General features: G+C 51.2%; 21 protein-coding genes. 6 read left to right on the forward strand and 15 right to left on the reverse strand.

Features of this window, described 5'->3' with window-relative positions; translation table 11 throughout:
• Positions 1-231 precede the first annotated feature (231 nt).
• Positions 232-786, forward strand: coding sequence for a gamma carbonic anhydrase family protein (locus ACWKXT_RS18440; RefSeq protein WP_454529492.1), 555 nt, complete (start codon positions 232-234; stop codon positions 784-786).
• On the opposite strand, the gene ACWKXT_RS18445 is transcribed toward ACWKXT_RS18440, so the two are convergent.
• Genes ACWKXT_RS18445 through dprA form a run of 6 tightly spaced genes read right to left on the reverse strand, consistent with a single transcriptional unit; the run spans position 762 to position 4,545 of the window.
• Positions 762-1,010, reverse strand: a complete 249-nt coding sequence (locus ACWKXT_RS18445; RefSeq protein WP_454529491.1) for a DUF1488 domain-containing protein — start codon at positions 1,008-1,010, stop codon at positions 762-764. The genes ACWKXT_RS18440 and ACWKXT_RS18445 overlap by 25 nt on opposite strands.
• Complete coding sequence (gene aroE / locus ACWKXT_RS18450) at positions 1,007-1,825, reverse strand: shikimate dehydrogenase (RefSeq protein WP_454529490.1); 819 nt, start codon at positions 1,823-1,825, stop codon at positions 1,007-1,009. Before aroE ends, ACWKXT_RS18445 begins: the two co-directional genes overlap by 4 nt.
• Before the next feature lie 4 nt (positions 1,826-1,829).
• The gene (gene tsaC, locus ACWKXT_RS18455; RefSeq protein ID WP_454533091.1) at positions 1,830-2,402 is read right to left on the reverse strand and encodes an L-threonylcarbamoyladenylate synthase type 1 TsaC; all 573 of its coding nucleotides are present in this window, start codon (positions 2,400-2,402) and stop codon (positions 1,830-1,832) included.
• Entirely contained in the window at positions 2,392-2,949 is a 558-nt protein-coding gene (locus tag ACWKXT_RS18460) for a topoisomerase DNA-binding C4 zinc finger domain-containing protein (RefSeq protein ID WP_454529488.1), read from the reverse strand. The genes tsaC and ACWKXT_RS18460 overlap by 11 nt, the downstream gene beginning before the upstream one ends.
• 26 nt (positions 2,950-2,975) lie before the next feature.
• Positions 2,976-3,449 carry a DUF494 family protein Smg gene (gene smg / locus ACWKXT_RS18465; protein WP_008503477.1) on the reverse strand — a complete coding sequence of 158 codons (474 nt, stop codon included), beginning with the start codon at positions 3,447-3,449 and terminating at the stop codon, positions 2,976-2,978.
• Positions 3,421-4,545 (reverse strand): DNA-protecting protein DprA, encoded by a 1,125-nt coding sequence (dprA, locus tag ACWKXT_RS18470; RefSeq protein WP_454533092.1) that lies wholly within the window; start codon positions 4,543-4,545, stop codon positions 3,421-3,423. The genes smg and dprA overlap by 29 nt, the downstream gene beginning before the upstream one ends.
• Before the next feature lie 128 nt (positions 4,546-4,673).
• Here dprA and def point away from each other — a divergent pair, with 128 nt between their 5' ends.
• From def to mscL, 5 genes are all read left to right on the forward strand, one after another.
• Complete coding sequence (def, locus tag ACWKXT_RS18475) at positions 4,674-5,183, forward strand: peptide deformylase (RefSeq protein WP_006812188.1); 510 nt, start codon at positions 4,674-4,676, stop codon at positions 5,181-5,183.
• A 24-nt stretch (positions 5,184-5,207) separates the two neighbouring features.
• Positions 5,208-6,155 (forward strand): methionyl-tRNA formyltransferase, encoded by a 948-nt coding sequence (fmt, locus tag ACWKXT_RS18480; RefSeq protein ID WP_454533093.1) that lies wholly within the window; start codon positions 5,208-5,210, stop codon positions 6,153-6,155.
• Between the two features lie 52 nt (positions 6,156-6,207).
• Positions 6,208-7,494: a 16S rRNA (cytosine(967)-C(5))-methyltransferase RsmB gene (gene rsmB, locus ACWKXT_RS18485; protein WP_454533094.1), complete on the forward strand. Its 1,287-nt coding sequence runs from the start codon at positions 6,208-6,210 to the stop codon at positions 7,492-7,494.
• Positions 7,495-7,516: 22 nt separating this feature from the next.
• On the forward strand, positions 7,517-8,893 hold the full coding sequence (trkA, locus tag ACWKXT_RS18490) for a Trk system potassium transporter TrkA (protein ID WP_024909661.1): 1,377 nt from the start codon (positions 7,517-7,519) through the stop codon (positions 8,891-8,893).
• Between the two features lie 146 nt (positions 8,894-9,039).
• Entirely contained in the window at positions 9,040-9,450 is a 411-nt protein-coding gene (gene mscL / locus ACWKXT_RS18495; RefSeq protein ID WP_454533095.1) for a large-conductance mechanosensitive channel protein MscL, read from the forward strand.
• On the opposite strand, the gene ACWKXT_RS18500 is transcribed toward mscL, so the two are convergent.
• The 9 genes from ACWKXT_RS18500 to rpmJ form a co-directional block, all read right to left on the reverse strand.
• Complete coding sequence (locus tag ACWKXT_RS18500; RefSeq protein ID WP_454529484.1) at positions 9,451-9,666, reverse strand: alternative ribosome-rescue factor A; 216 nt, start codon at positions 9,664-9,666, stop codon at positions 9,451-9,453.
• Positions 9,667-9,723: 57 nt separating this feature from the next.
• Positions 9,724-10,149, reverse strand: coding sequence for a Zn(2+)-responsive transcriptional regulator (gene zntR / locus ACWKXT_RS18505; protein ID WP_014833516.1), 426 nt, complete (start codon positions 10,147-10,149; stop codon positions 9,724-9,726).
• Positions 10,150-10,151: 2 nt separating this feature from the next.
• Positions 10,152-10,520, reverse strand: a complete 369-nt coding sequence (locus tag ACWKXT_RS18510; RefSeq protein ID WP_454533096.1) for a DnaJ family domain-containing protein — start codon at positions 10,518-10,520, stop codon at positions 10,152-10,154.
• A gap of 107 nt (positions 10,521-10,627) precedes the next feature.
• Positions 10,628-11,011 carry a 50S ribosomal protein L17 gene (gene rplQ / locus ACWKXT_RS18515; protein ID WP_001216368.1) on the reverse strand — a complete coding sequence of 128 codons (384 nt, stop codon included), beginning with the start codon at positions 11,009-11,011 and terminating at the stop codon, positions 10,628-10,630.
• 40 nt (positions 11,012-11,051) lie between these two features.
• Positions 11,052-12,041: a DNA-directed RNA polymerase subunit alpha gene (locus ACWKXT_RS18520; RefSeq protein ID WP_002919219.1), complete on the reverse strand. Its 990-nt coding sequence runs from the start codon at positions 12,039-12,041 to the stop codon at positions 11,052-11,054.
• Between the two features lie 25 nt (positions 12,042-12,066).
• Positions 12,067-12,687 carry a 30S ribosomal protein S4 gene (gene rpsD / locus ACWKXT_RS18525; RefSeq protein WP_004868345.1) on the reverse strand — a complete coding sequence of 207 codons (621 nt, stop codon included), beginning with the start codon at positions 12,685-12,687 and terminating at the stop codon, positions 12,067-12,069.
• Positions 12,688-12,719: 32 nt separating this feature from the next.
• The gene (gene rpsK / locus ACWKXT_RS18530; RefSeq protein ID WP_003863312.1) at positions 12,720-13,109 is read right to left on the reverse strand and encodes a 30S ribosomal protein S11; all 390 of its coding nucleotides are present in this window, start codon (positions 13,107-13,109) and stop codon (positions 12,720-12,722) included.
• A gap of 16 nt (positions 13,110-13,125) precedes the next feature.
• Complete coding sequence (gene rpsM / locus ACWKXT_RS18535) at positions 13,126-13,482, reverse strand: 30S ribosomal protein S13 (RefSeq protein WP_013099021.1); 357 nt, start codon at positions 13,480-13,482, stop codon at positions 13,126-13,128.
• Positions 13,483-13,628: 146 nt separating this feature from the next.
• Positions 13,629-13,745 carry a 50S ribosomal protein L36 gene (gene rpmJ, locus ACWKXT_RS18540; protein ID WP_000868187.1) on the reverse strand — a complete coding sequence of 39 codons (117 nt, stop codon included), beginning with the start codon at positions 13,743-13,745 and terminating at the stop codon, positions 13,629-13,631.
• Positions 13,746-13,776 lie beyond the last annotated feature (31 nt).

The following is a 13,776-nucleotide window of genomic DNA, read 5'->3' on the forward strand; positions in this document are numbered from 1 at the left end:
CCGACCGGGTTGTCTGTGAAGTGATTCACATCCGCCGTGTCGATGGAGGCGCATTATAGGGATCCCATTTTTTAGCACAAGTGTTTTTTAGATCTTTTTTTCCAACTGTCGATTTTCCGTGCTTTTCGCTGAAATCCCGCCCGATCTGCTTAAATATTGACGCTTTTTGCCTTGCCTCGATCCAATAATATGATCAAGTCTTCTGTATAACGCTCATCCTTAGAGGTAGTTATGTCTGCAGTATTACGCCCTTATAAAGATCTGTTCCCCCAAAAAGGCGATCGCGTGATGATCGATCCCAGCAGCGTGGTTATTGGTGATGTCCGAATGGCCGATGACGTCAGCATCTGGCCGCTCGTCGCCATCAGGGGAGATGTTAACTATGTGTCTATTGGTGCACGTACCAATATTCAGGACGGTAGCGTTCTGCATGTCACCCACAAGTCCTCTTATAATCCCGAAGGTAATCCCCTCATCATTGGAGAAGATGTTACCGTCGGCCATAAAGTGATGCTTCACGGCTGCACTATCGGTAATCGAGTACTCGTTGGCATGGGATCGATTTTGCTGGATGGTGTGATAGTAGAAGAAGATGTAATGATTGGTGCCGGTAGCCTTGTCCCGCAGAACAAAAGACTGGAGAGCGGCTATCTCTATCTGGGAAGCCCGGTCAAGCAGATCCGCCCCCTGAAGGAGGCAGAGATCGAAGGGTTAAAATACTCAGCGAACAACTACGTAAAATGGAAGAATGACTACCTGAATCAGGACAACCAAACCCAGCCCTGATCGTCTTCCTGCTGATCGCGGATCAAATCGCTGGCTTCCTCTTCGAGATCCCAGCGATTTTCACAAAATACAGTTAACGGGTCTGAACCGCCAAAACGACGCAACAGCGATTCCCCGCCAATGGCACAGGTAAGCTGCATACCCTGCACCAGCACCGGGAAACAAACCGCTTGTTTACGCTCATCCCAGTTCTCCCTGTCAGGGAAGTGAATAGCCTGATTCACACCGAAAGCTCCTGCTTTAACTTTTCAATTACTGGCTCAACCGCAGGTAACACCCCATGCCAGAGCAGCACTGCATGTGCGGCCTGTCCCACCAGCATTCCTAGCCCATCGGCTAAATGTTTCGCGCCATGTTGCTCGCACCAGTTCAGGAAGGGTGTATTCCCTTTCTGATAAAACATGTCATAGAAATAGGCGTGAGTGCTTACCAGGGAAGCTGGGATTGCCGGGATCTCACCATTAATGCCGCTGGAAGTGGCATTGATAACCAGATCAAATTCATGCCCGGCAAGATCGTCAAGCGCTACCGCGCTCACGCTGCCAGTATGCGCAAACAACGCAGCCAGCGCTTCTGCCCGGGAGAAGGTTCTGTTAGTAATGGTCACCGCACAGTCCAGGGAAAGCAGAGGCAACAGCACTCCCCGCGACGCGCCACCCGCACCAATCAGCAGGACCCGGAACCCGGGTTTGATAAAGGAGAGTCTTTCCAGGTCGCTCAGCAAACCAATTCCGTCGGTGTTGTCACCCAGAAGGCGTCCATCCTCAAGCCGTTTGAGGGTATTGACTGCACCAGCAAGCGAGGCGCGCTCGGTCAGTTCATCCGCACGTTCGAAAGCTTCCTCTTTAAAAGGAACCGTCACATTCACGCCTTTGCCGCCTGCGGCGAAAAAGGCCTCCAGTGTCGGAATAAACGATTCTACCGGCGCCAGTACGCGGCCATAGGGATGATCGATCTGCAACTGCTCCGCAAATTGCTGATGGATCCACGGCGATTTGCTGTGTGCAATCGGATTACCAAAAACAGCATAGGTTTCCATGAGATTACCCCTGGCGAAAACGTTCGCCGGTCAAAGCGTCGCGAATTTCAGACGGATTCAGGCGCCCTCCTGTCTCTCCGGCGGCAACCGGGAAGTCATTCCCGAACTGCGCCAGTACTTCTTCCGTTGTGCGGCAAGGTGGCAACCCGGTCAGATTCGCACTGGTTGAGACCAGCGGTTTACCAAATGCCAGGCAAAGCTCAACCACCAGCGGATGATCGGTGACGCGAACGGCAAGGGAATCAAAGCGTCCAGTCAACCAGCGTGGTGTTGTCGGCTGCGCCGGGAAAACAAAGGTCACCGGTCCCGGCCATGCGGAGAAGATAGTATCGCGCTGCGCCGGCGTCAGCATGGAGTCATTGATGTAGGGTTTTAGCTGCTCGTAATTGGCAGCGATCAAAATCAGCCCTTTCTCGACGGGTCTTTGTTTTAAGGCAAGCAGGCGGCTTACAGCCGTCTCGCTGTCAGGATCGCAACCGACCCCAAAAACCGCTTCAGTGGGATAGGCGATGACTTCTTCTTTTTTCAGTACATCCACAGCATGCGCAATGGAGCCTGATGGCAGGTTATTGTTCACTATTTTGATCCGCCGTAACCGGCTTTCCACATTGTTTACTGGCGCAGAAGCGTTTCATACCTTGCGCCGTTTTCTTCTCGATAAGTAGCGGATAATTGCAATGAGCGCAGACGCCCGCTACCGGTTTGAAATTGATAACGAACTGGCATTCAGGATAGCGATCGCACGAATGGAAGGTTTTACCAAAACGGGAACGACGCTGTACCAGCTGGCCGTGTTGGCATTGCGGGCAAGCAATGGCCGTTTCATCAGGCTTATCAATTTGTTCCGTATGTTCACATTCCGGATAACGGCTACAGCCAATAAACATACCGAAACGCCCCTGACGTAACGCTAATTCGCCGCCACAGACAGGACAAAGCTGTCCCTCCAGAATTTTAACGATATGTCCATCCGCCTGGCTTTTCAGGGGACGGACATAATCACATTCCGGATAGTGTGAACAACCGAGAAACGGGCCGTGTTTCCCGGACCGAATAACAAGTTCAGCCCCGCACTGCGGGCAGGGCTCGTTTTTATGCACCGTGAATAGTGCTGATTTGGCCATAACAACTCTTGGTGCTGCACATTGAATTAATGCAGCATACCTTCATTCACTTCAAAGAGTAATTCTTCCATCTGCTGATAGGCATTTTCACAGCCCGGGATATTAAACAGAACCATCAGAATCACCCATTTGAGATCTTCCAGTTCAAATTCTGCCGTATCCAGCGCCATGACGCGCTCTATCACCATTTCTCTCGTTTCGAGGTTCAGCACCTGAATCTGCTCAAGGAATAAGATGAATCCCCGGCAGCTGGCATCCAGCCTTTCACACTCTTCAGCGGTATAAATGCGTACTGACAACGGGTCAGAAGCAAGCTGCATCGGTTCGGCGAGGCCTTCCTGATAATCAGCCAGTTTTTCCAGCCACATCAACGCATTGTAGATATCTTCCCGCTCAAACCCCGCATCGGTAAGATCCTGTGTCAATTTGTCCTGATCCACTCGCATTTCTGCTTCGTTATGGATGTAAGTCTCAAACAAATACATCAGTACGTCGAACATGGCATGCCCTCCTTAATCGGACATAGCCGCCGGGTACAGCTGCGATCCACCCTGCTAACTCCAGTTCGAGTAGCTGTGCTACCGTTACTGGCACAGGTTGGCCGGCACGTTCAGCGACAACGTCAACAGGTGTTACCTCATCTCCTACGTTAGCCAGGAGCTTGGGAAATGGCAATGCCACCTTTCCCTGATCTGATGAATAATGTCGCTTTTCGGGATCTTCCTGCAGACATTGCAAGCCATATTGCAAATTTTCAAGAATGTCCCGCACTTCTGTTACCGGCGTAGCACCCTGCTTTATCAGCCAGTGGGGGCCTTCGCACCCCGGGTTACCAATCGGGCCGGGTAAGGCGAATACCTCCCTCCCCTGATCGAGCGCGCATCGTGCTGTGACCAACGAGCCGCTTCGTACTGCCGCTTCAACGACCAATACTCCCTGGCTAAGCCCGCTGATAATCCGATTACGACGCGGGAAGTTTGCCGGTCGTGGCTGCGCCGAAAGAGGGAATTCAGATACTATCGCCCCGTCAGATTCGATTAATCGCATAGCCAAAGCCTGATGCCGACGGGGATAAATGCTAAACAGGCCGTTCCCCAGCACGGCCACGCTACGCCCTTTTACAGACAGCGCGGCGTTGTGAGCAATGCCGTCTATACCGCAGGCCAGTCCGCTGGTGATCGTGAAACCACTTTGCGAAAGTTGTTCGCACAGAATTTTCCCCCATCGTTCTCCGTACCATGACGGCGCACGGCTACCCACGACCGCCAGCTGGACACAATTAAGGATTTCAGGGTTACCTTTTACGAATAATGCGCCGGGATAATCAGGAATTGCTCGAAGTAAAGGAGGATAAAGTGGATGGTTTGTCGTCAACAGATGATTCCCCGGCTGCTCAAGCCAAATCAGACTACGCTCCAGTTCACTTTCATCTTGGGCAAAGAATCGCTCAGCCTGTTTTGCTGTCAGCCCGGCGCCTCTGACAGCGGGAACATCTATATTTGTCCGCTTGCACAGTTGTGCCGCCGCTTCCAGCATTCCATCACCGCATAGTGAACCTGTGTGTATTAGGCGTAGCCATATCTCGGTAGACGTCATCCTTTCCTCCTGCCACAACCGGCTTGCGCAATCATTGCGATTGGTCACTGATGCTGTCAATCGACCGACGATTTGTCTAGAATAGAAGTAATATTCTTATCAACTCCTGAACACGACTCTGGAAATTTATGGCAGTTTTGCAAGTGTTACATATTCCGGACGAGCGCCTTCGCATCGTCGCTGAACCGGTTAAAGAAGTGAATGCAGAAATCCAGCGTATCGTTGATGATATGTTCGATACCATGTACGCCGAAGAAGGCATTGGCCTGGCGGCAACGCAGGTTGACATTCACAAGCGTATTATCGTGATCGACGTCTCTGAGAATCGCGATGAGCGGCTGGTGTTGATCAACCCTGAGCTGCTTGAAAAGAGCGGCGAAACGGGTATTGAGGAAGGCTGTCTGTCTATTCCTGAACAGCGCGCGTTAGTGCCGCGTGCCGAAAAAGTGAAAATCCGCGCCCTCGATCGTGACGGAAATCCGTTCGAGCTGGAAGCAGACGACCTGCTGGCAATTTGTATTCAGCATGAGATGGATCACCTGGTCGGTAAGCTATTTATCGATTATCTCTCTCCGCTAAAACAGCAGCGTATTCGTCAGAAAGTAGAGAAACTGGATCGTTTGCGCTCTCGCGCATAGCGTCCCCCGGATACAAGGATCATCGTGTCTAAAACACTACGTATTATCTTCGCGGGTACCCCTGATTTTGCAGCGCGTCATCTTGACGCGCTGTTATCTTCTGGTCACCAGGTTGTTGGCGTCTTTACCCAGCCGGACCGTCCGGCCGGTCGCGGTAAAAAACTGATGCCGAGCCCGGTTAAGGTGCTGGCAGAAGAGCATGGGCTACCTGTTTTCCAGCCTGCATCCTTACGCCCTCAGGAAAACCAGCAGTTAGTTGCTGACCTGAACGCCGACGTAATGGTGGTGGTGGCTTACGGTTTAATTCTGCCAAAAGCGGTGCTTGATATGCCTCGTCTGGGTTGTATCAACGTGCATGGTTCCCTGCTCCCGCGTTGGCGTGGCGCGGCGCCTATCCAGCGCTCCCTGTGGGCAGGTGATGCTGAAACCGGCGTCACAATCATGAAGATGGATATAGGTTTAGACACCGGCGATATGCTGTATAAACTGGCCTGCCCCATTACGGCAGACGATACCAGTGCCACGCTGTATGACAAACTTGCAGGCCTCGGTCCACAAGGGCTTATCGAGACGCTGCAGCAGCTGGCTGATAATACGGCGAAACCGGAAGTTCAGGATGATGCGCTGGTAACTTATGCTGAAAAACTGAGCAAAGAAGAAGCGCGGATCGACTGGTCTTTGTCTGCGGCTCAACTTGAACGCTGCATTCGCGCTTTTAATCCGTGGCCGATGAGCTGGATGGAGATTGATGAGCAGCCAGTGAAAGTCTGGAAGGCCTCCGTCATTAGCGGTGATACAGCAGCTGAACCCGGTACGATTATTGAGGCCAGCAAGAACGGAATCCAGGTTGCGACTGCGGAAGGGATCCTGAATCTTGAATCGCTGCAACCGGCCGGTAAGAAAGCCATGAGCGCTCAGGATCTGTTAAATTCCCGTCGCGAATGGTTTATACCGGGCAATCGTCTTGCCTGACCCAGTTTATGCTTAAGGCCCGGTGTTTCCGGGCATTTTTATTTTTACGGTTATGAAAAAACAAAATCTACGCAGTATGGCGGCCCAGGCCGTTGAGCAGGTTATCGAGCAGGGGCAATCACTGAGTAATGTCCTGCCTCCGCTGCAACAAAAAGTCTCTGATAAAGACAAAGCCCTGCTTCAGGAACTCTGCTTTGGCGTCCTGCGCACGCTTTCTCAGCTTGAGTGGCTCATTAATAAGCTGATGTCACGCCCAATGACAGGCAAACAGCGCACCGTACATTATTTGATTATGGTGGGGTTTTATCAGCTTCTTCATACCCGCATTCCTCCTCACGCTGCGCTGGCTGAAACGGTGGAAGGTGCCGTTGCGATTAAACGCCCTCAGTTGAAAGGATTAATCAACGGCGTACTGCGCCAGTTCCAGCGTCAACAGGACGAGCTTCTGGCTGAATTTGCACAAAGCGAAACACGTTTTCTGCACCCGGACTGGCTGCTAAATCGCCTTAAAAAAGCGTATCCGCAGCAGTGGCAAAACATTGCCGATGCGAATAATCAACGCCCACCGATGTGGTTACGCGTCAATCGTAATCACCATACCCGTGACGCATGGCTGGCATTACTGGAAGAAACGGGAATGAGTGGATTCACTCATGAAGCCTACCCTGATGCGGTGCGTTTAGCTTCCCCTGCTCCGGTACAGGCTTTACCCGGTTTTGATGAAGGCTGGGTGACCGTGCAGGATGCCTCGGCTCAGGGCTGCATGACCTGGCTTGAACCTAAAAACGGGGAACAGATCCTTGATCTTTGCGCTGCTCCAGGCGGAAAAACAACGCACATCCTGGAAGTGGCTCCGCAGGCCAACGTCATGGCAGTGGATGTCGATGAACAACGCCTCTCACGCGTCTATGATAACCTCAAACGTCTGGGCATGAAGGCACAGGTTAAGCAGGGCGACGGACGCAAGCCCGCAGAATGGTGTGGTGAAACGCAATTCGATCGTATTTTGCTGGATGCCCCTTGCTCAGCAACCGGCGTTATTCGCCGTCATCCGGACATCAAGTGGCTGCGCCGCGATCGTGACATTAAAGAACTTTCCCAGCTGCAATCCGATATTCTGGATGCCATCTGGCCGCATCTTAAACCCGGCGGAACGCTGGTCTATGCAACCTGCTCCGTATTGCCGGAAGAAAACAGCCAGCAAATCGCGGCCTTCCTTAAACGCACCCCGGACGCGGCGTTACACGATACGGGAACGCCTGAACGCCCGGGTCAACAGAACCTGCCCGGTGCGGAAGAGGGTGACGGCTTCTTTTACGCTAAGCTAATCAAAGAGTGATGTTGAGAACAGGTCACGAGATATGAAGATTATCATTCTGGGCGCAGGACAAGTGGGCGGAACGCTGGCAGAAAACCTGGTTGGAGAAAACAACGACATCACGATTGTTGATACCAACGGCGATCGCCTGCGTGTTTTACAGGACAAATTTGATCTGCGCGTTGTTCAGGGTCATGGTTCCCACCCGCGGGTTCTTCGCGAGGCCGGCGCCGACGATGCCGACATGCTGGTTGCGGTCACCAGTTCTGACGAAACCAATATGGTAGCTTGCCAGGTGGCCTACTCGCTTTTCAACACGCCAAACCGAATCGCGCGTATCCGTTCCCCGGACTATGTCCGTGACGCTGAGAAGCTCTTTAATTCAGAAGCGGTTCCTATTGACCATCTCATCGCGCCAGAACAGCTGGTTATCGACAACATCTATCGTCTGATCGAATATCCGGGCGCCCTGCAGGTGGTGAACTTTGCCGAGGGTAAAGTCAGTCTGGCCGTCGTGAAAGCCTATTACGGCGGCCCGTTAATCGGCAATGCGCTTTCCACAATGCGCGAGCACATGCCGCATATCGATACGCGCGTCGCCGCCATTTTCCGTCACGACAGACCCATTCGCCCGCAAGGCTCCACCATTGTCGAAGCGGGGGATGAAGTCTTCTTCATTGCGGCCTCTCAGCATATCCGTGCGGTGATGAGTGAGTTGCAGCGTCTCGAAAAGCCTTATAAACGTATTATGCTGGTCGGCGGTGGCAATATTGGAGCGGGTCTCGCGCGCAGGCTGGAAAAAGACTACAGCGTGAAGTTGATCGAGCGCGATCAGCAGCGTGCTGCTGAGCTGGCGGAAAAGTTGCAAAATACGATCGTATTTTACGGCGATGCCTCGGATCAGGAACTGCTGGCTGAAGAACATATTGATCAAGTTGATCTCTTTATTGCCGTCACCAATGACGACGAGGCGAATATCATGTCCGCCATGCTCGCCAAGCGTATGGGAGCAAAGAAGGTCATGGTGCTTATCCAGCGCAAAGCGTATGTTGATCTGGTTCAGGGCAGCGTTATTGATATTGCCATTTCGCCGCAGCAGGCGACGATCTCTGCCCTGCTTAGCCATGTGCGTAAAGCAGATATTGTCGGCGTTTCATCTCTGCGTCGCGGGGTGGCAGAAGCCATTGAAGCGGTAGCTCATGGAGATGAAACCACGTCACGCGTTGTAGGTCGGTCGATCGATGAAATTAAGCTGCCACCAGGCACAATTATCGGCGCCGTAGTGCGCGGGAATGACGTTATGATCGCCAATGATAATTTGCGTATTGAGCAAGGCGACCACGTAATTATGTTCCTTACCGATAAAAAATTTATTACCGACGTCGAACGTTTATTCCAGCCAAGTCCATTCTTCCTTTAATGCTTTGGGTGTTCAAGCAAGAGCACCCATACTTTATCCTTTTAATTCTTGTGTCTTTTATTTTTCATAACGTTTAATTATCCCGAATGGCAATTGGCTAATCATTTGTTAAACTTATACTCGTCAGCTGGCACAAGGAGAACATAATGAGTTTTATTAAAGAATTTCGCGAATTTGCGATGCGCGGGAACGTGGTGGATTTGGCAGTGGGTGTTATTATTGGTGCGGCATTCGGTAAGATTGTTTCATCATTAGTTGCAGACATTATCATGCCACCTTTAGGGCTGCTAATCGGGGGCATTGATTTCAAACAGTTCGCTTTCACACTGCGTGAAGCCCAGGGTGATATCCCTGCGGTCGTGATGCATTACGGCGTATTTATCCAGAACGTATTTGATTTCGTGATCGTGGCGTTTGCCATTTTTATGGCTATCAAGCTGATCAACAGGCTCAACCGTAAAAAGGAAGAGCCAGCAGTAGCGCCTGCACCAACGAAAGAAGAAGTGTTACTGAGTGAAATTCGCGATCTGTTAAAAGAGCAGAATAACCGCGTTTAATCAGCAGTTAAAAACAGGAAGGCCAGTGGTAAATAAGCGATTCGCTTGCTTGCCACTGGCCTCCCAGTTACCCCGTTTTTCATGCTTGTTTTTACGCAGATAACTTCCCTTCCCTTTTTTATTCTTTTCAACGCGCTGTCGAAAAAGCGGGTCATGAAGTAAAGCCTCAATGGCATTGTCTTTAATTTGTCCCTTCGTGTGCTGATAGCGGCTCATAACGTCTCCTGAGCATGGTTTATGACGACGGAAGTCTAGACCCGTGTGGGCTAAAAATCAACAACCCTGGGTTTCTCCACTGGCTCCCTGTTCAAGGGCTTCGAGAATTGAACAGTAAATACTGCTGTGCGCCGTTCCGCAGCAGGCATCATTCAGCCTTTGCAAAGAGCGCTGCATGGTTTGCAGTTCCTGAATGCGCGCTTCAACTTCATCCAGCCGGGCCTGCACAATGCTTTTTGATTCCTGGCAAGTGTGATGAGCAGGATCGATGCGGATCGATAACAACTCGCGGATCGAATCCAGCGTGAAGCCAAGTTGTCGCGCATAGCGTATGAATCTCAGACGCTGTAGATCGTTATCGGTATAAAGGCGAAAACCTCCTTCAGTACGAACTTCATGATCGATCATCTGCTGCTTTTCGTAATATCGGATGGTATCCGGCGTTACGTTCGCAAGCTTTGCAAGTTCACCGATACGGTACATCGTTACTCCTCATCTATTTTCTGCATCAATCTTTCACTGTATTCACCATGCAGGAATTCAGTGTTCATTCCGGCCTGGCGCAACTTGAGTTCGATTAGCGCAAGCCTGCGGCTAAGTTCTGTATGTCGGGGCTCGTCCTGACGAATTCCTTTGAGAAGCTCGGCCAGTTCGACAGCCTCTCTGCGCTGCTCAAGTTCAGGAGGGAGGCAGCCAGCATTTTTCAGTAAGCGATAACCAGCCCTAAGTTCAGGTGCGATATGCGAATCATCTTCAAGTACCAGAGGCTCTCCACTTCCTGGTAGATTGTCGAATTCACCTTTGTTTTGGGCATCGCGAATATGGCGTTCTGCCCACTGGTCGAGCAACCACATGATGAGCTCCAGGGGATGAACAAAATTGATACAGGCATTGTAGATAAGTGGTGATACGGCGGATATAAAAAAACCCGCCGGAGCGGGTTTTTTTACGTTACTGCAGATTACTCTGCAGCAGCTTCTGCTTTCTCTGAACGATCAACCAGCTCGATGTAAGCCATCGGCGCGTTGTCGCCTGCACGGAAACCACACTTCAGAATACGAGTGTAACCACCGGCACGGCTCGCGAAACGCGGGCCCAGTTCGTTAAACAGTTTTGCCACGATCTCGTTATCACGAGTACGGGCGAATGCCAGACGACGATTAGCAACGCTGTCAGTCTTGGCAAGAGTAATCAGCGGCTCAACTACGCGACGCAGCTCTTTCGCTTTAGGCAGGGTCGTCTTGATGATTTCATGACGAACCAGTGAACCTGCCATGTTGCGGAACATAGCCTGGCGATGGCTGCTGTTGCGGTTCAGTTGACGACCACTCTTACGATGGCGCATGACCTTATCCTTCTCAGTAAAACCTTAACCTGTGATCCGGTTACTCGTCAGCAATGCTTGCCGGTGGCCAGTTTTCCAGGCGCATGCCCAGAGACAGTCCACGTGAAGCCAGCACGTCTTTAATCTCGGTAAGAGATTTTTTACCCAGGTTCGGCGTTTTCAGCAACTCAACCTCGGTACGCTGTACCAGATCACCGATATAGTGGATAGCTTCTGCCTTGAGGCAGTTAGCAGAGCGGACAGTCAATTCGAGATCGTCAACAGGGCGCAGCAGGATCGGATCGAATTCTGGTTTCTCTTCTTTCACTTCTGGCTGACGTACATCACGTAAATCAACGAAAGCTTCCAGTTGTTCTGCCAGGATGGTTGCCGCACGACGAATCGCCTCTTCAGGATCGATTGTGCCGTTGGTTTCCATTTCGATGACCAGCTTGTCCAGGTCGGTACGCTGTTCTACACGCGCTGCTTCAACATTGTAGGCAATACGCTCTACAGGGCTGTAGCATGCGTCGACCAGCAGACGGCCGATTGGGCGCTCATCTTCTTCCGAATGAATTCGGGCAGAAGCCGGCACATAACCACGACCGCGCTGAACTTTGATACGCATGCTAATAGCTGCGTTCTCATCGGTCAGGTGGCAGATCACGTGCTGCGGCTTGACGATTTCAACATCACCGTCGTGGGTGATGTCGGCTGCAGTCACAGGGCCAATGCCAGATTTATTCAGAGTAAGAATAACTTCATCTTTACCCTGAACTCTCACCGCCAGCCCTTTCAGGTTGAGCAGGATTTCAAGGATATCTTCCTGAACGCCTTCTTTGGTGCTGTACTCATGAAGTACACCATCAATCTCAACCTCGGTCACCGCGCAACCCGGCATCGATGAGAGCAGAATACGGCGCAGTGCGTTACCCAGAGTATGGCCAAAGCCACGCTCTAAAGGCTCAAGGGTCACCTTGGCGTGCGTCGAACTCACTTGCTCGATATCTACCAGGCGCGGTTTTAGAAACTCTGTCACAGAACCCTGCATTGTGTCCTCTCTTTGGTACTAAGCTTTACTTGGAGTAAAGCTCGACGATCAGGTGTTCGTTAATGTCCGCAGACAGATCAGAACGCTCAGGCTGACGCTTGAACGTACCTTCCATCTTGCCAGCATCAACTTCCAGCCAGGTTGGCTTTTCACGCTGCTCAGCCAGCTCCAGAGCGGCCTTCACGCGAGATTGCTTTTTCGCTTTCTCACGAATGCTAACAACGTCATTCGCTTTAACCTGATAAGAAGCGATGTTAACAACACGACCGTTTACCATGATTGCTTTGTGGCTAACCAGCTGACGTGATTCAGCACGAGTAGCGCCGAAGCCCATACGGTATACAACGTTGTCCAGACGACCTTCCAGCAGAGCCAGCAGGTTTTCACCTGTGTTGCCTTTCAGACGTGCTGCTTCTTTATAGTAGTTACGGAACTGACGCTCCAGCACACCGTACATACGGCGAACTTTTTGCTTTTCACGCAACTGCACACCATAGTCAGACAGACGCGGTTTACGCGCACCGTGCTGGCCAGGAGCTTGTTCAATTTTACACTTGGTATCGATCGCGCGAACGCCAGACTTAAGGAATAAGTCGGTGCCCTCACGACGGCTCAGCTTGAGCTTAGGACCCAAATATCTTGCCATTTTCTATCTCCAACTAACCTAAAAAACGAGCGTTATACGCGACGTTTTTTCGGCGGACGACAACCGTTATGAGGGATCGGAGTCACATCAGTAATATTCGTGATGCGGAAACCAGCGGCGTTCAGAGCGCGAACAGTAGATTCACGACCCGGACCCGGACCTTTAACCATAACTTCCAGATTCTTGATGCCGTATTCTTTTACGGCTTCAGCGCAACGCTCTGCTGCAACCTGAGCTGCGAACGGAGTGGATTTGCGAGAACCACGGAAACCGGAACCACCGGCTGTTGCCCAACCCAATGCGTTACCCTGACGATCAGTAATAGTAACGATGGTGTTGTTGAAAGAAGCATGGATATGAGCCACGCCGTCAGAGACTTGTTTTCTTACACGTTTACGTGCACGAACTGGTGCCTTTGCCATTATTCAATCACCCCGATTATTTCTTGATCGGTTTGCGCGGACCCTTACGGGTACGTGCGTTGGTCTTAGTACGCTGACCGCGCACTGGCAGACCACGACGATGACGCAAACCGCGATAGCAACCAAGATCCATCAGGCGCTTGATGCTCATGCTGATTTCACGGCGCAGATCACCTTCAACGACAAATTTGGCAACTTCGTCACGCAGCGTGTCGATTTGTCCTTCAGACAGCTCACTGATCTTAACATCTTCAGCGATACCCGCTGCAGCCAGGATGGCTTTAGAACGGGTCTTGCCGATGCCGTAGATCGAAGTTAATGCGATCACAGCATGTTTCTGATCAGGAATGTTAATGCCTGCTATACGGGCCACTATGCACTCCTACTATTTAATATGTACGCACCATGCTGAAAAGCCCGTTTTCAGGATACTCAAATGGAAACGTACAGACATACAAAAGATTGGCTGGCTAATCTAGCCAGCTCAACCCAACTTTGCAAGAAAAATATGCGAAATAATCAGCCTTGGCGCTGTTTATGCTTCGGCTCGGCACTGCAAATCACACGGATGACACCATCACGCTTAACGATTTTGCAGTTACGGCATAATTTCTTGACGGAAGCACGAACTTTCATTTTTACTCTCCGTAACTTCTCAGGCGACCAA

The sequence above is a fragment of the Enterobacter sp. UPMP701 genome (assembly GCF_053709515.1).